The sequence below is a fragment of the Borreliella lanei genome (genome assembly GCF_014205895.1).
Lineage (GTDB): Bacteria > Spirochaetota > Spirochaetia > Borreliales > Borreliaceae > Borreliella > Borreliella lanei.
Map to the genome: position 1 here is coordinate 150,769 of NZ_JACHFC010000001.1, position 15,115 is coordinate 165,883.

The following is a 15,115-nucleotide window of genomic DNA, read 5'->3' on the forward strand; positions in this document are numbered from 1 at the left end:
CTTTAGCCTTTCGATTTTTATTAAAAAATTAAAATTCAAATCCATCACTTTTACGCAAAAATACGCACCTCAAATATTTATAATTACTAAATTAAAATATACAAAAAAATTTTCTAAAAAAATAGAGATAAGAAAACAAAAAACTAAAAATAAATTCTCAATCCATAGCAACTATTGATTCAATATTAAAATAAAAAGACATTGCTAAAAAAAATGTAATAGTAGAAGAACCTCCATAAGAGAGAAAAGGGAAAGGAATCCCAGTAATAGGAAGAACTCCTAAAGACATTCCAACATTAAAAGAGGTATGAAAAAATAAAAGTCCCAAAATTCCAGATATTACTAAGGCCATATACCTATCTTGACTTTTATTCATTATTATCAAAAATTTTAAAAAAAGGAAAAAAAATAATATTAAAATGGTGCTAACACCTAAAAACCCAAACTCCTCAGCAAGAATAGAAAAAATAAAATCTGTGCTTTGAGATGGCACATAATTAGCATGAGTATAAGGCCCCTTTAAAAATCCTTTGCCCAAAAGTCCACCAGAACCAATTGCTATTTTAACCTGATTCAAATTCCAACCGGCGCCCTTAGCATCAATAGCCGGATCTAAGAATACCAAAAACCGTTTAATCTGATAGGTCTTCATTAACTTTGAAAGAACCTTTGAAAACACTATTGAAACTAATAAAATAGAACTTGCAAAAAATACATAAAAATAAATTATTTTAATACTCAAACCATATTTAGAAATAAAAAATCCTAAAACAGAAATCAAAAGTATTAAAAGCAGCACCCCCATTATTACTCTAAAATAAAAAGGATTTGAAAAAATAAGATAAAATACGTTGCCCATATTCACCTTATATTCATACCAAACCGGTAAAATTGCAAAAACAAAAGAAAAAAACCCTATCAACGCAAATGCTAAAACATAGTGCAAATCTATTCCTGCAAAAAAAGAAATAAATATAAAAATGGTTAAATATACTATTGCTGTTCCAAAATCGGGTTGCAATAATATAAGAATTACTGATGGAAAAATTAATAAAAATGCAGCAATAAATGTAAAAAATTCATTATAACCCTTTTTTTCAGTATAAAATTTTGAAAGGGTCAAAATTATAATAACTTTACCAAATTCAGAAGGCTGTCCCCCAAGTTTCCATATACCAATCCAAGACCTTGCTCCATTTACTGTCATTCCAAAAAATGCAGTAAAAATTAAAGCTAATATTAATAAAAAATATAAAGGATATACTATGCTATAAACAAATTTTAAATCATATTTGCCCACTATAAAAATTAAAAAAAATCCAATAATTACCCAAAAGGTTTGTTTTATATATTCATTCTTAGTTAAAGATCCACTAATATTATAATCGCTAGAATAAATCAACAATATACCAACAAAAGAAACTATAAATAAGCTTATCAAAGCTAAATAATCATAATTTTTTCTAAAAACCATTAACCTACCTAATATACCATGGTCTATAACCTTTAAGAATATCTTCATAACTTTGATTTGCAAAAATGCCTTGCATTATTAAATCTGTAGATTTTGCAGGCCACCAATCCACATTACTTCTTGCCTCAACCAAACTAAAAACAATAATTTGATTATCGGCTGAACCATTATAAGGAGCAAGTCCAATAAAAGAACTATTTTCAAAACCATCTATACCGGTTTGACCAGTACCTGTTTTTCCTCCAACTTTAACAGCTTTCGTAAGAACTGCATATCTTGCTGTACCATAAGTTATAACACTTCTCATATATTTTTTCAGAAGTTTAAATGTGTTTTTACTAATAAGATTTGTCTTTCTTAATATTTCTGGTTTATTTTCAAGAATAACTTTATTCGTACCACCCTTTAAAATTTTATTTACAATTCTAGGTTTATATACAACACCTTCATTTGCAATCATAGCAACCATATTAACAATCTGAATAGGAGTAGCATTTAAAAATCCTTGACCTATTGAAAAATTTACAGTATCTCCTCCTACCCAAGGCTGATTAAAAGTTTTTTCTTTCCACTCAGGACTAGGAAGAAGGCCAGCCACTTCATTTGGCAAATCAATTCCTGTTTTTTCTCCAAACCCAAATTCTTTTGCATATTTTCTAATTCTATCAACCCCAAGATACTTAAGCCCAAGTGTATAAAAATAAACATTAGAAGAATGTGCAATCGCCTCTTCTAAATTAACATACCCATGACCACCAGGCTTCCAACAATGAAAAATTCTATTTCCAACTTTAAAATGTCCAGGACAATAAATTTTACGATCTTTATCTATAACTCTTTCTTCAAGAATAGCAGCAGCAACAACTAATTTAAAAATAGATGCCGGTGGATAAACAGATTGAATTGCTTTATTTAAAAAAGAGTAATCTTCCTTATTATCTTTATTGTAAACATCTTTCATAGAATAATAAGGATAATTGTGAAGAGCAAGAACAGCACCTGTTGATGGTTTTAATACTACAATAGAACCATACCTTTTCCCCAAAGCATTCTTAGCAAGATCTTGAATATCTTTATTAATATTAAGCACAACATCATTGCCGGGCACCATATTTCTTATAATAGAACCATCGTCTATTCTTCTCTCCTTAGAGTCTACTTTGTATTTTATTAATCCCTCTTGCCCTCTTATGTAATTATCATAAACTTGTTCAATACCCAACTTTCCAATCTTAGAAGTATTGTCATACCCACTAACATTGTAAAACGTTCTAAGCTCTCTTTGATTTATTTGTCCAACATAACCGATTGAATGGGAATATGAATCGTCAACTAAATAGTTACGCTTAAAAGAATAGGTCCATAAAAGAGCAGGATAATAAAACTTTTTCTCAGAAATTTTAAAAAGCATCTTTGGGGTAAGTTCAATTATTTCAACATCTTTAAGATATCCACCAGGCTCTTGAAGCTTAGATAAAATAACTGATTTATCAATATCTAGCGTGTTTGATAAAAAATCTATCATCTCAATTCTAGTAGCAGCGGGCATATTGTAATACTGTTGCAAACTTATCTTTAAAATAAACATAGTTAAATTATTTGCCAAAATATTGGAATTAGAATCTAAAATCTCACCCCTTGAGGCATTGATTTTTTCCAATCTTGATAAAAAAACATTGGCTTCTCTGTCATAAAACAAATGCTTACCAATTTGCATTTGAAATAAAATCGCCAAATAAAGCAACATAATTACTATTAAAAAAAATATGCCGAACTTGTATCTAAAATTTGTTATAACACCCACTAATAATCCTCTTTAAAAGAATAAAAATTTCTAGTAAAATAATTTTGAATTGGATATAAAAAGTTAATAGACATTATATTTACAACAAGATCAAGATTAAAAATTGAATAATTAAAAGATTTTAAATCTATAAAATCATAAAATACAATAGCTAAAAACCATAATATAACTTTTGAAAGAATAAAAAATATTGTCATGCTAAGCATATTTTTAGGCATGAATAACTTTATTTTATTGTTAAAATAAAATATTATCGTATACCCAAAAACAAAAAATCCAAGCGGCAATCCAGTCAAATAATCCATAAGAAGACCATATAAAATACTAGATAATAATCCCACATTAAAAATAAAATTTAAAGAATTAAAAACTAGAAAAATTAAAAAAATATCTATTGAAAAATAAAAATAAGTTGCAAAATAGTGTTGAAAAATTTTACCTAAAAATGCGCTAGAAATAAAATATGTAAAAAATGCTGCCATTATTCACCAATCTCTTTGTTGTTTTTAACAAGAAAAACATACTCAAGCTTATCTAAAACTATAGCTGGCTCTACTTCTATTTTTAAAAGAGAATTGTAATCAAGAATATGAAAATTTGTAATCTTTCCAATATAAATACCAACCGGATATTCACTAAATCCGGCAGTAACAATAGAATCGCCTATTTTTAAATCTTTTTCAGCAAGCCTATTAACATAATTCATTTCAAGTTTTTTGCCATAACCATTGCCTTCTATTAGACCTATAAACCTACTACTTTGAATCCTTGCAGACACAAAATTTTCATAATTGGTCAAAGGCAAAATTTTAGCGGTATTGGAATAAACCTTTACAACTTTACCTACAAGACCACTAAATCCATCTTGATATGCAACTGCTATCATGTCCTTTTCTATCCCATCATTGAATCCTTTATTAATGGCCATTAAAGTTGATATGTTTGAATAGTTTAGATATATAATCTCTGCTGAAATAAAATCGCTAGAACTTGACGAATAAAAATTTAATTGCTCTTTAAGACGAACATTCTCTTGCCTTAGTGACTGTATATTTTGAGTTACTATTTCAAGCTGTTGTATCCTTTTTTTATAAAATTCTATCTTGTCCTTGTAATTTTTGTATTCATTTACAGTTTTAAAAACGTTGGAAATAAAACTAAAAACCCCGTGCATTCTGTTTTGAATATAAGAATTAAGAGTAAAAAACAAAAAATTATCAGATCTTCTCTTTTGAATACTGCTTGAATCATAAATCATAAAAACAAGAGAAACTATCAATACTAAAAGTACTTTGATAAAATTCTTGAATTTGACAAGAAAATTCATAACTTATTCATTGATAAAACTGTAAATATTCTTACTAATATCTATTCTATTAGCATAATCATAAAATAACCCAGCACCAACGGCCACAGAGAGAAGAGGATTGTCCGCAACATAAACAGGAACTCCGGTTTCTTTTGAAAGAAGCCTATTTAAACCCTTGAGAAGAGCTCCTCCTCCTGTCAAAATAATGCCACGCTCAACAATATCTGTAGCAAGCTCTGGAGGCGTTGCACCAAGAGTACGCTTAACTTCATCCACAACAACATTTATAGGTTCTTGTAAAGACTCTCTTACTTCCATAGAATCAACAAGTTGCTTTCTAGGAAGACCAGTTACAGCATCTGTACCCTTAATATCTATTTTTTCTACCCTTAAATTTTGAATATCAGGATATACATTTCCTATCTTAATTTTCAATTTTTCTGCCGTCTGTTGACCAATTATAATATTATGAGAATTTCTCATATACTTTATTATGCTCTCATCAAATTCGTCACCACCAGTCCTAATTGCTCTACTTACAACCATACCACCAAGAGAAATAACAGATATTTCTGTAGTTCCACCTCCAATATCACACACCATGTGACCTGTAGGTTCAAAAATAGGAATATCAGATCCAATAGCAGCTGCAAGAGATTCTTCTATTACTTTAACTTCTCTTGCACCAGCATTCATTGCGCTCTCTTTAACAGCTCTTCGCTCAACTTCTGTAATACAAGTGGGAACACCTATTACCATTCTTGGCTTAAAAAACAATTTTTTACGAGAAAAAATTTGATTAATAAAATATTTAATCATCTTCTCTGTATTCTCAATGTCAGCAATAACTCCATCTCTAAGTGGGCGCACAGCTTTAATATTTTCTGGAGTTTTCCAAAGCATTTTTTTAGCATTTCTGCCAACCGCAACAACTTTATTACCTTTGGTAATATCTATTGCAACAACAGAAGGCTCACTCATAACCACACCATAATCTTTAATATAAACCAATGTATTACATGTTCCGAGATCAATGCCAATATCTATCAAAAAAGACTTAAACAAATTCAAATCAACCTCCCTAAAAGTCTTCCAAAGTAATTCCAAGTCTCTCTCTTGCTGCTTCTAAATAAGGATTAAGATTGAGAGCTTCTCTCCAGTATTTTCTAGCTTTAGGATAATCTTTATCTTTCTTTCTATATATATCTCCTATTTTAACATAAACGCTAGAATTTGAACTATTAATTTCTAGAACTTTATTATAGTAATTAAAAGCATTGTCATAATCACCTTTATCTAATAGAATATCTCCATAAAGCAAATATACCTTTTGAATTAAATTTTCATCCGTTTTCTCACCCTTTGACAATTTTTTTTTCTCTTCTTCTATTATTTTTTTTATATATTCAATGCTTTTGTTTATATCATTAAACTTATAATTAACATAAGCCAAACTCCAAAGCACTAAATCAGATTTATTTTCATTATAAGCTTTTTCAAAAAACTTTAAACTAGACTTGTAATCTCTTAAAAGCTGATACGAATATCCCAAATATTCAAAAATATCTTCTTTAATGTTCATTAAATCAAAATTATCAGCGCTTAAGGCTTTCTTTAAAAATTTTACAGCAAGCTCACTATAAAACTCTCCTTTATGAGAATATGCCTTTCCTAATATATAATACAAAGGGCTTATGGAGACCCCATCATTTATAGAAATTAAAAATCTCAATCTTTCTATGGATTTATCTAAAAACTCTCCTTTTAAATATCCTTCATTTACTATTAAAGAATAATAAAAATATGAAAATCCCAAAAGCAAATTTAAATTAAAATCAAATCTATGATTTTTAATATCATTCTCAGCATAATCTATTATTTCTTTATATTCTTTTTTATCCCAGAGTAAAAGTAAATCGACCTCTGTTGGCCCTGCCTTTAAATAAGAACTAGAAAAAGATTTAAAATAGGATAAAATGTAATAAATTAAAAAAATGAAAATCAAAATCATAAATGAGTAAAAAATATATCTTAAATATCTTATTTCCATTTAAAACTCTCTTTTAGGCTAATGAAATTAAGCTGACACCCATAAGCCGAGTTCTGTACTATGCCATCATCTCTCTTGTTTTTTTATCGCTAAAAAAATCGTGCGATCTACCCGTAAGCATGTCCTCAAGAACAAAGGGTGCTTACATACTTGATCTTGCTCCTAATGAGGTTTATCTTGCCTGTATTTATTGCTAAATAAGCGGTGAGCTCTTACCTCACCTTTTCACCCTTACCTTTTATGGCGGTAATTTTCTGCGACACTTTCTTAGGTTTTAAACCCCTAGGCATTACCTAGCATTATGTTCTTATTGGAGCTCGGACTTTCCTCTTAAGCTTTAATTACTATAAAACTAAGCGATGGCTGACTGCCAGCTTAAATAAAAAGTATCAAATTAATAAATTTTATTCAACAAGATCTGCTAAACTGCCAGGAATTATTTCATCACTTATTCGTATTTTATCCTGATAATAAAGTATTCTACTGCAATAAGGGCAAAATTTAATATCGTTGGGCTCACGTCTTACTTTATTTGCAAATTCAATAGGAAGTATCATATGACAACCTTTGCAAACATTGTTAACCAAAGGCACAACTCCATTTGATTTATTTCTTATTATTCTTTGGAATTTAAATAAAAAATCTTCATTCATTTTAGAAGCACAATTTAACTCTTCACTTTCTATTTCTAAAAGTTTCTTTTCAATTTCTAAAAGCTCAAGCTCAAAACTACTACTCTCAGCTATAAAACATTCTTCTTCTTTGCTGTGTTTCTCGTTGACATCTAATATTTCCTTTTCTATTTTAGTTTTAAGTCCATTAACATGTGTCATCTTTTTTCTAATTGTAACTTCATCGTCAATAATAACCTGAAGTTCTTTTTCAAGGGCTTCATATTCTCTTTGCGTTTTAATGCTATCAATTTTTTCTTCAGCCTTGCTCTTTCTTGAATTAATATCTTGAATATCTAACTTTAAAGCAGAGTCTTCTTTTTGATACTCTTTAAACTTTTGTTGCAAATCAACAAGAACTTTTGACAATTCTTCAATCTGATTTTTTTTCGCCTCCAAATACTTGGGAATGCTTTTTCGCCTTTCTTCAAGTTCAAACTTAGACTTATATATAACTTCAAGTTTTTTTAATGTATCAATATTATTTTCCATCAATCCTCCTGTTTCAATTTAAATCTTCAAGATAATCTTTTAATTTTTGAGTTTTTTTGGGATTTTTAAGCCGCCTTAATGCTTTAGATTCAATTTGCCTAATTCTTTCTCTTGTAACATTAAAATGAAGTCCAACCTCTTCAAGAGTTAAAGAATAGCCATCTTCAAGCCCAAATCTCATTTTTACAACTTCTTGTTCTCTTTCAGGAAGAGTTCCAAGAATTGCTCTTATTTGATCTTGCAAAACTACAAAGGATGTGTGATTTGCGGGATTTTTTATTGCCTTATCCTCAATAAAATCGCTAAGAACAGAATCCTCTTCTTCTCCAATTGGCGTTTCAAGAGACACAGGCTCTCTTGAAACGCTCTTTACAGTCTTGACCTTTTTAAGCTCCCATCCAAGTCTGTCTGAAAGCTCTTCATCTGTGGGGTCTTTGCCTAAAACTTGAATTAAATATCTGGTTTCTCTATTAAGCCTATTTATTTGTTCAATCATATGCACAGGAACTCTAATTGTGCGAGCTTGATCAGAAATAGATCTTGTTATAGCTTGCCTAATCCACCAAGTAGCATAAGTTGAAAACTTAAAACCTCTCTTATATTCGAACTTTTCAACAGCTTTAATCAATCCAATATTGCCTTCTTGAACAAGATCAAAAAAATGAAGACCTCTATTTGCATATTTTTTAGCAATGCTTACAACAAGCCTTAAATTAGCCTTAATCAACTGATCTTTAGCATGCTGCATCATTTGTTTCCCTTTAGCAATTTCTTCTGACATGCTTATTATTTTATCAGTTGGATATTCATAATACATCTCAATTCTCTCAAGTTCTTTTTGAGCAAGCTGAGCCTCTGTAATCTGCTCTTTAATAACATCTTCTTTAAGTTTGAGAGACTTTTCTATCTCTATTTTTTTTTCAGCAATAGTCAAATCTCTTCCAAGCACCCTTAAATCTCTTATTTTTTCAATTTTCAGCCTGCTTAGAATTATCCTTTGCTGTCTTTGTAAATCTTTTATTTTGTTAGCAGAATCAATATAATCATCTGAAAAAATCCTTAGTTCCTCTTGATACAAAGGAATGTCTCTCAAAAGCTCCTTTAGAGCTAATCTTTCCTTTTTTAAATTCTTTTCAAAAATATCCCCCCCAAGATCATACACCCTATGCTTATTATCTACATAACTTATTAAACGATCTTGAATTGGTTTTAAAGGAATTTTGTAAAAAGAGGCAATTCTTTTTTTTTTATTATAATAATCTGGGCTACTCTCTTTGTCCTTATCTTTTTCTCTTTTGAAAAACTCTTCCCTTTCCATTCTTGAGTAAATAGTATTCACAAGATTATAATAATTTTCTATAACAAGTCCCTCATTCTTAAGAATATTCTCAATTATACTCTCTCCAGAATCCATTTGCTTTGCAAGTTCAACTTCTTGATTTCCTGTTAATAAAAACTCTTTTCCTATTTCCTTTAAATAAAGCTTGATTGGATCTTCTGAGTGACTATCTTTTAAAACATTGCTTTTAATATACCCTGAACCCAAATCATCTTTAACAGAAATATCTTCTTCATCACAATCATCAAGCTTAACATCAATATCAATATCTTCCTCATCACTTTGAAAACCATCATCTAAAATCATAAAATTTCTATCAGATTCAATTTCAACTTCTTCCTCTTCATCATTTCCATCTTCGCTGCCAACCAGATCTAATTCAGAAATTTTATTAACCAATCTTATTCCCCTATCCTCAAGCATCGAGCAAATACAATCAAGAATCTCTGGTTCTAATATGTCATCGGGAAGTAAATTTGATAATTCACTAAAACTAAGAGATTTTTTATCTCCCAAATGAGTAATAATACCCTCTATCAGCTTCGAATATTTCTTTTCAAAATCCGACAAAACCTAACTCCCTGGAATACCGTCTATGTAGATTTTTAAATTTTTTCTCTGCATATTTAAAAACATTAACTCATTTATTTGAATCTTAGCATCTACCAAAGAGTCTCCATCACATCTTTTTTTGCAAAGCAAAACACGAGAATCTAATTTTCTTCTCTTGATTGCAAGTAAAATATGAATGAGCATCTCATCATCTACTTCAAATTCAGAATTTAAAATTTCCTCAAAAAAAAATTCACTAACTTTATAGGTATCTTTTAAATTTTTTTTTAAATCCATTAATGAAAAATCTTTATTATTTTCAAATAAATTCTCAAAGCACATAAAAATTTTTCTGGCATCGATATTAATTAAATCGCTATCAATAATATTACGCCTTACTATACTAAAATAACTAAAATTTTTCAACAAAGCTACTATTAGATACCTCTCATAAGAATCATCATTATGAGCATACAAATTTCTTTTACTATTGTCAACTACAAATCTTTCTTTTATTCTATAATAATCTTTTAATAAAATTGTAACACCAATACCAAGTTTATTGCTTAGCTTGTCTAAAAAAATTTTTTTTTGAGTATCTACTTTTGATAAATTTATCAAATTTAAAAATAAATTAATCATAGCATTCAAATCTACAGTTTTATTTAAATCATATTTATTAGAATAAACATCTAAAAGATATTCAAAAGCATCACATCTATTATTTAAAATTTTTTGCAAAGAGCCTACACCTTCACTTTTAAGAACATCAGCGGGATCAAGGCCAAAATCCATTCTAACAACACTAACATTGATATTAAATGGCAAACAAATTTGATAAGCTTTTAAAGTTGCAGAAAGTCCAGCATCATCCCCATCAAAAGAAAATATTATTTCATCAGCATATCTTTGAATCAAAGCTAGATGTTCTTTTGAAAAAGCAGTGCCAAGAGTAGATACGGCTCTCTTAATCCCGGATGTAAAAAAAGCAAGAACATCTATATATCCTTCTACCAATATGACTGATTTTGTAGATTTAATCTCATCAAACCCCTCATAAAATCCATAAAGAAGTTCCTTTTTTTTAAAAACTTCAGTTTCACTTAAATTAATATACTTAGAACCTCTCCCATCTAAATCTCGACCCCCAAAACCAACAACATTTCCTTTAAAATCTTTAATTGGGAAAATTAATCTTTGAGATAAAATAGAAGTTTTGGGATTTGTTTTTGAAAACAAACCACTTTTTCTAAGTATTTCAAAAGAGTATCCTTTTGAAACTAAAAAATCATAAAGCTCTAAACCATTTTTAACATTAAATGGCAAATAACCAAGTTCAAATAAATCAACGACTTCCTTAGATATTGATCTACCCTTTAAAACATAATCTAAAACTTTTTTGTTTTTATTCAAAAAAAATTTAATGGTATTAATTAACCTAGAATTCAAAGAGTAAATTTTTGAAACTATGTCTTTATTTTCATTTTTATTTTCACTTTCTCGACTTATTTTTAAATCATCATAATGAATGCCAGATTTTTCACATAAAATCTTAAGAGCATCATTGTAATTGATTTTTTCCATATCCATTAAAAATCCAATCACATCTCCACCCTTTTTGCATCCAAAACAATAAAAATATCCTTGCAAAGGATTTACAAAAAAAGAGGGGGTTTTCTCAGCATGAAAAGGGCAAAGCCCTTTATAAGCAGATCCTGATTTAACAAGCTTAATATATTGCTCCACAATGGCTACAATATCAAATTTGCTTTTCATTGAGGCTGCGGTTTGTAAATAATTCATACTTCTTAATCCTTAGTAATAAAATTTTTAATATAATCTTTTGCCCCTAAAAGATGCGAAGAATATTCTGATGAAAATTGATGTGTACCCAACTTAGAGTCTTTTACCACAAAAAATAAATATTGCGTATTTTTTGGGAAAAAAGCTGCTTGCAGCGAAATAATGCCGGCATTTGAAATTGGAGTAGGAGGATATCCTTTATTAATATATGTGTTATAAGGAGAATCTATCTCTAAATCTGCAAAATAAATTCTCTTAGGATGACTTCGTCCTAGCTCCTCTGTAATAACATATTCAATAGTAGCACAGGATTGTAATGCCATACCAGATTTTATTCTATTATAAAAAACCGAAGACATTATTGGGGCCTCACTTTTAACCCTATACTCGCGTTCAACAATAGATGCTATTATTACCCTATTGTAAAGCTCCTTACTCGAATAATCACCAAGAACAACACCTATAGATTTAAGCTTACTTAAAAAATTATCAACAAACATACGAACTACATTCTTTATTTCTATACCTTTATAAAATTTATAAGTATCTGGAAATAAAAATCCTTCAAGAGAGTCGTAATCAAGTCCAAGCTCATAAATAAATGATTTTTTGTTGATTAAAAAAATAAAATCTTGAACATCATCAATGACAGAAAATTCTTTAAGCTTTAAAGCAATCCTTCTGCTAGTATACCCTTCGGGTATTGTAACATCAATATTTACATTAGAAGATCCCTTTAAAAACTCTTTATATATTTCAAAAGTAGAAAGATCACCATTGATTAAATATCTTCCCTCTTTAAATTGTTTATCACTACCTAAAATATACGAAATAAAAACAAGAAGTCGTTCAGATTTAATTAATTTTTGTTTTTTCAATTCTTTAGCTATTTTTTTGACTCCCCAACCTTTTTCAATATTAAATTCATAAACTAAGCCGTTTGCTAAAGAAGATAAATTTAAGAAATATATAAAAACTGACAAAATAGATCCTAAAAAGAAGAAAAGAATAATTACTTTCCCAATTTTAATAAGCACAAGAATCTCCTAGCCAAACAAAAGTCTTTGCTAATTACACTTTAGCTATCAATTAAAATTTTTAATTGATAGCTAACATCATATTTTATAACCAAATAATAACTTTTCTAAATAGACAAAAATACAAGCACTAAAATGAAACGACATAATACATTTAAAAGATCACAATCAAAATTATAAAAAGATAATTATTTATAATCCCACTAAATTGGGGAGGGTGGGATTCGAACCCACGTAGGCAAAGCCAACAGATTTACAGTCTGCCCCGGTTAACCACTTCGGTACCGCCCCATAAAAGCCGACTGTCGGAGTCGAACCGACGACCTGCGGTTTACAAGACCGCTGCTCTGGCCAGCTGAGCTAAGTCGGCAAATAAAAACTAATAGTTAGTTTATAAAAATAAAATTTATTAGTCAATAGAATAACGATAAATAATTAATATAATCTTCTTACTAATCTATTTATTGCCAGAAAGGAAAATTTTAAAAACAAGAGCACAAAAAAAAATTATAAAACTAAAAATTAAAATTAAATAATAATTAATTTTTTTCTTTTTCAAAAAATAAAAAAATATCAGCCTAGTAGATTCAAGCCCAAAAGAAACAGAGCTTAAAATAATAGCAAGATCAAGATAAAATTTCTGAAAATTGTAAACAAAAATATTGTAAGAACCAGCCAAAAATACGAATAAACTTAACAAAGAATTTAAAAACAATACAATAACCAAAATTCTAATAAAATTTGATAAACGTCTTAGATTTTTTACTTTAAAAGCTTTCATGTAATTTATAAATTTTTTATTATAAAAAGTGCCTGATTTATGATTTCCAAAAGATTTCCAATAACATCGGCTAATGTAATTGTTTTATTTTCAGTTACCATTGATTTGTAAGAAACCGTTAAAGATTTTCGAATAAAAACATTATGATTTTCCAATAAAGACAAACATCTCTTTTTAAGCTCAATAAAATAATCTACAAATCTATTTGAAACCTTATCAATAGAAACCGATTCATTTGAGCACCACTTCAAAATCCTTTCCTTATAAAGGTCATCAATTTTACCATCTCTTTTATACCTTTCAAATTCTTCATTTTTATAATCAATCTCAAAGTAAATATTATAAATTTCTTTCTTCAAATCAGTAATATTATTTTCAATGTCAACATATACATTTCTCAAATCATGATTATTAATTAATACGACATTATTTATAGTTCTTAAAACTTCCATCATTCTAACATCATATATGTTTTTAAAAAACTCATTAAGAAAATACAACTTTTTAAAACTATAACGATCAAGATTTAATTCATTAAAAATCTCACCTTTTAAATTTAAAATCACACTAGGATCTCTAACAAGGTTTTTTATTTCTTTGATTACAAGAACTTTTAAAGAGCTATCACGCTTTTTAATAGCCTGACCCATAACATTTAAAAATAAAATGTTCTCATAAAAATTTTTTACATCAAAAAAGGGTACATATTTTTTAGGAGATGCAACAGGATTTTTGCAATATACTTTAAAAACATCCAAATAGGGCAAAGTTCTCGACAAGCCAACAATCTTAGATACAATCGATAAAACATTTTTCAATACATATTCTACTCGAGATATATGATCTTCTCTTGAAATTATCTCTGAATTACTAATATCATCAGATATTGAAAAATAATTTGATATAATGCTTTTAACGATATCCTCATCTATCTCAATATCTTTTAATGTATACAAAATGTCAAAAAAATAATTCAAATACTTACTAACACTTGAAAAGCTGGCTCCAAATCCAACCTCAAGATCAACAATGCTAATATTTTCTGCATTATCTAAAAGGTCTACATTGAAAAATGAAAAAAAAGATTTGTAAGGGAAAAACGCTAAACTATTAAAAACATAATAAAACTCAAACATATCAGAGACAATTCTGTAAGTATTGTATGGAATAGAATTAATATACTCATTTATCTTGACCTTAAGAGATTCTTCTAAATCGTTTTGGGTTTTTTCTTTTTTCAAAAAAAGCTCATATTCGCATTCATCTAAAAAATCTTCCAAATTGTTCTTAGAATTAATAACTTTACTTTGAATAATTTCTAAAATAGTTTGCTCAACAACAACACCACCTTTTTCTAATTTCTTAAAAAATTCTTTCAATTCCATTGAATATCGGTAAACACTAAAAAACATTTCTACAAAACCAACATGCAAGCATTCTCTCTTAAAATCTATTACTGGATTTTTACACATTTCATTAATTTGATTTTCCAGGTTTCTTATAACATAGGCTTTATATATATCTTCTTTACTTTTATCTTTCTGAAAAAAATTTAAAATAGTTAACCACATTCTAATAAGAAATGATTCTTCCATTAAGCGCCCTGAAAGAAATTTTTCAAGCTGAGAATCAACATAAGGCTCATTGCTACTATTGGGTAAAACAAAATCGGAAGAATTCAAACCTAAACTTTTTTTTATATCATTCATCAACCTATTTTTAGTCTCTTTTGAAAGTTGACCTATAGAGTTATATACGCTATTGTTATTACCACTCATAAAACCCCAATAAAACCATTTAAAA

The 15,115-nt window shown here is 28.5% G+C and carries 12 protein-coding genes, 2 tRNA genes and 1 other RNA gene; all 15 read right to left on the reverse strand.

Annotated features, from left to right (window positions below; all coding sequences use genetic code 11):
- Positions 1-157: 157 nt before the first annotated feature.
- Positions 158-1,474, reverse strand: a complete 1,317-nt coding sequence (gene rodA, locus HNQ06_RS00655) for a rod shape-determining protein RodA (RefSeq protein ID WP_184106943.1) — start codon at positions 1,472-1,474, stop codon at positions 158-160.
- A gap of 4 nt (positions 1,475-1,478) precedes the next feature.
- Complete coding sequence (gene mrdA / locus HNQ06_RS00660; RefSeq protein WP_184106945.1) at positions 1,479-3,278, reverse strand: penicillin-binding protein 2; 1,800 nt, start codon at positions 3,276-3,278, stop codon at positions 1,479-1,481.
- Positions 3,278-3,760 carry a rod shape-determining protein MreD gene (gene mreD / locus HNQ06_RS00665; RefSeq protein ID WP_184106947.1) on the reverse strand — a complete coding sequence of 161 codons (483 nt, stop codon included), beginning with the start codon at positions 3,758-3,760 and terminating at the stop codon, positions 3,278-3,280. Before mreD ends, mrdA begins: the two co-directional genes overlap by 1 nt.
- Complete coding sequence (gene mreC / locus HNQ06_RS00670; protein ID WP_184106949.1) at positions 3,760-4,605, reverse strand: rod shape-determining protein MreC; 846 nt, start codon at positions 4,603-4,605, stop codon at positions 3,760-3,762. The genes mreD and mreC overlap by 1 nt, the downstream gene beginning before the upstream one ends.
- Before the next feature lie 3 nt (positions 4,606-4,608).
- On the reverse strand, positions 4,609-5,658 hold the full coding sequence (locus HNQ06_RS00675; protein WP_002557301.1) for a rod shape-determining protein: 1,050 nt from the start codon (positions 5,656-5,658) through the stop codon (positions 4,609-4,611).
- Between the two features lie 10 nt (positions 5,659-5,668).
- Complete coding sequence (locus HNQ06_RS00680; protein ID WP_184106951.1) at positions 5,669-6,637, reverse strand: tetratricopeptide repeat protein; 969 nt, start codon at positions 6,635-6,637, stop codon at positions 5,669-5,671.
- Between the two features lie 24 nt (positions 6,638-6,661).
- Positions 6,662-7,015: RNase P RNA component class A (rnpB, locus tag HNQ06_RS00685), an RNA gene on the reverse strand.
- 26 nt (positions 7,016-7,041) lie between these two features.
- Positions 7,042-7,800 (reverse strand): zinc ribbon domain-containing protein, encoded by a 759-nt coding sequence (locus HNQ06_RS00690; RefSeq protein ID WP_184106953.1) that lies wholly within the window; start codon positions 7,798-7,800, stop codon positions 7,042-7,044.
- A 13-nt stretch (positions 7,801-7,813) separates the two neighbouring features.
- Positions 7,814-9,709, reverse strand: coding sequence for an RNA polymerase sigma factor RpoD (gene rpoD, locus HNQ06_RS00695; protein WP_184106955.1), 1,896 nt, complete (start codon positions 9,707-9,709; stop codon positions 7,814-7,816).
- 3 nt (positions 9,710-9,712) lie between these two features.
- Entirely contained in the window at positions 9,713-11,494 is a 1,782-nt protein-coding gene (dnaG, locus tag HNQ06_RS00700; RefSeq protein ID WP_184106957.1) for a DNA primase, read from the reverse strand.
- A gap of 5 nt (positions 11,495-11,499) precedes the next feature.
- On the reverse strand, positions 11,500-12,531 hold the full coding sequence (gene mltG / locus HNQ06_RS00705) for an endolytic transglycosylase MltG (RefSeq protein ID WP_184106959.1): 1,032 nt from the start codon (positions 12,529-12,531) through the stop codon (positions 11,500-11,502).
- A gap of 209 nt (positions 12,532-12,740) precedes the next feature.
- Positions 12,741-12,822 (reverse strand) — tRNA-Tyr (locus HNQ06_RS00710).
- 5 nt (positions 12,823-12,827) lie between these two features.
- Positions 12,828-12,901: transfer RNA gene (locus tag HNQ06_RS00715), tRNA-Thr, on the reverse strand.
- 87 nt (positions 12,902-12,988) lie between these two features.
- Positions 12,989-13,312: a hypothetical protein gene (locus HNQ06_RS00720; protein ID WP_184106961.1), complete on the reverse strand. Its 324-nt coding sequence runs from the start codon at positions 13,310-13,312 to the stop codon at positions 12,989-12,991.
- A 5-nt stretch (positions 13,313-13,317) separates the two neighbouring features.
- Complete coding sequence (locus HNQ06_RS00725) at positions 13,318-15,090, reverse strand: hypothetical protein (protein WP_184106963.1); 1,773 nt, start codon at positions 15,088-15,090, stop codon at positions 13,318-13,320.
- Between the last annotated feature and the right edge of the window lie 25 nt (positions 15,091-15,115).